Here is a 2395-nt window from a genome sequence, read left to right on the forward strand (position 1 = left end):
GGCCGTTCGGCAGGCCATGTCCTCGCTTACCTGCTCGGCAACGAGCCCCGGTCAATTCCGGCAGTTCAGTCAACTTTTCGACGACGCTCAGTCATCGGATCCTTTCGGCAAGGTTGCCACGTCTGTTCGACCTAAAAGCTGGTGCAGGGTGAGCAGCGGCGAGCGCATCGCCTTGGCATAGGCGTAGTGGAAGCGACCGAAATTGCTGAGGCGCCGCTTTCCTATGCCGTGCTGTTCGGCGACGGCGACCGCGTAGGACAGGACGCGTCGGGGCGAACCGGGCTCGCGGAGCCGAATCTTTCGTGCTTCGAGCCATTCGACGACAACCGCCTCAGCCGCTTTGTAGGCGCAATTCAACTGATCCGGCCGTGAAAGGACGATGATGGCTTCCCAGGGAGCAAGTGTCGATGTGAGCGGCGATGCCGCATCGAGCAGCGCCGCTTCATAGGCGTCGGCCGTGTCCTCCCCGCCATTATCGAGACGATCGCACATGCATCGACGAACATTATTCGTCACCACCTGTGAGGTCATGGTCGAGCTCGTGATAGGCCTGCGGTGGAACCGGCTTTCGACCTGGCTGAAAAGACAGGCCGTGCTTAGCCAGAATCTTTTGCGCTGGCTCATACTTCACGGCGGCTTGTTCGTGCCGTTAGGTTCGCGGCTACGCAACGCGGCCACCATGTTGGCGCGATGGACGATACGATCCCGTTCCTGCTGCGCCAGCCCTTCCGCGATCAACATTGGCGGCGAAACCCCTGAGCCACGCGACCCAAGCCCGGTATCGCGCAACGAACGGCTTCGGGAAGACGGGCAGAGGCTGCGTGCCGCACGCGCCCTCATGGTCTTGGCGCTTCGCGACCGCGCGGGCGGGCCACGCTGTTCTGGCGCCGCGAGGCGCGTGATGCGTGTCCACAACCTGACAGCGGCACACAAAATGCCAAGTTCAAAACAAACATTGGCGAAATGTCAGGTTCTTACAACCCGCCATCTGGGCACTGTGGAGGTTTTTCGAAGCATATCCATGCGCTTACTGCGCGCTGAGCGCGCTGGCACGGGCTTTGCACATAGAAGTGCGACACTGAATCAGGGTGACTGCACGCGGACCGGCAAGACGAGCATGATCTCTTCCGTTGAACCCGTGTGCCCGTCTTTGAGAGGACGGACTGAAACAGCACCTTCTAACGGATTTGCTGCAGGCCCTGGCGAGCTACAAGGGGCCCAGCCCAGCCTCGCCCGTCATTCGAAAACACGTGCCCGACCAAGGAGAAGACGGATCGACACCTTCCTGGCGCGGCCGAGCATGTTGATGCCGACATTCTCGAGCTTGATGCCGAGGTCTTGGGAGATCACCTGGCCGCCGGTCACGATGCCGGCGGGCCGACGTGCGTTGTCCCACCGGGTGATGCGGGCAAGGGCGAGACGGAAAAATGGGCTCGACTTCCCGGTTGTCAACCTTTCTTTTTTCTCTCGTTCTCAGAAGTAATCTTGAGGAGTAAACGATGCTCAGTGGAATGGCCGACCGTGGCGACGCTCAGATATATTATGAAGTTCGTGGAAACGGTCCACATCTTCTGCTGATTTCGGGCGCCGGCGGTGACGCCGGGTATTTCTCAGGTCTGGCTGAGGATCTTGCCAGCGCCTTCACAGTCATAAATTACGACAGGCGGGGCAACTCACGCAGTACGGGCCGCTCTGAGACGCCGATCACGGTCGCGCAGCAGTCGGATGATGCGCGCGCGCTGATCGACCAGCTTGCCGGCGGCAAGGCCCTGGTTTTTGGAAACAGCGCCGGAGCGATCGTCGCGCTTGATATTGCAGCCCGTCACCCCGATGTCCTGCGCGGCGTGATCGCGCATGAGCCGCCCGTCACCGGGATGCTCGCTGACGGGGACCCGTTGCGGGGTTTTTTCGACCGCATCGGCGCGCGCTACCGTGAAGCGGGCGCTCAAGCTACTGTCTTCGAGTTCCTCCAGGCCGTCCGGGGCGAGGGCAGCGAAAGCACATATATCTGGCCGGAAGATCTCCAGGCGAGGTTCCTTGGGAATGCCGACCACCTGTTTGGGAATGAATGGGCGGCTTGGGGACGCTTTGTTCCCGACGAGGCAGCACTGCGCAGCGCCAAATTCCCTATAATTCTCGGCGCGGGTTCAGCTGACCGCGGGCTGTTCTATGCCCGGCCATCCGTCGAAATTGCGCGGCGGATTGGCGTTCCCTGGGTTGAGTTTCCAGGCATCCACCTCGAATTCATGCCTCGTCCCGCTCTTTTTGGCGCGGCAGTCCGTGTGCTGGCATGCCTGATGCACACTGCGGCGGACGCCCTCCCCAAGGCGTGGAATACCGAAGCTGGGGGATGAACGCGCAGCGATCCCCCCACTCGTGATTGACACGATTGTTT

Annotated in this window: 3 protein-coding genes; 1 reads left to right on the top strand and 2 read right to left on the bottom strand. The window is 61.1% G+C overall.

The features are described from left to right. Window positions 1–87: 87 nt before the first annotated feature. Window positions 88–531: a type II toxin-antitoxin system VapC family toxin gene (locus AC0L2Y_RS34350; RefSeq protein WP_473488842.1), complete on the bottom strand. Its 444-nt coding sequence runs from the start codon at window positions 529–531 to the stop codon at window positions 88–90. 705 nt (window positions 532–1236) lie between these two features. Then, window positions 1237–1452, bottom strand: coding sequence for a hypothetical protein (locus AC0L2Y_RS34355; RefSeq protein WP_473482482.1), 216 nt, complete (start codon window positions 1450–1452; stop codon window positions 1237–1239). A 47-nt stretch (window positions 1453–1499) separates the two neighbouring features. Between AC0L2Y_RS34355 and AC0L2Y_RS34360 the strand changes: the two genes are divergently transcribed. Next, window positions 1500–2354: an alpha/beta fold hydrolase gene (locus tag AC0L2Y_RS34360; RefSeq protein ID WP_473504824.1), complete on the top strand. Its 855-nt coding sequence runs from the start codon at window positions 1500–1502 to the stop codon at window positions 2352–2354. Window positions 2355–2395: the final 41 nt, after the last annotated feature.

The sequence above is a fragment of the Mesorhizobium sp. WSM4830 genome (assembly GCF_055811495.1).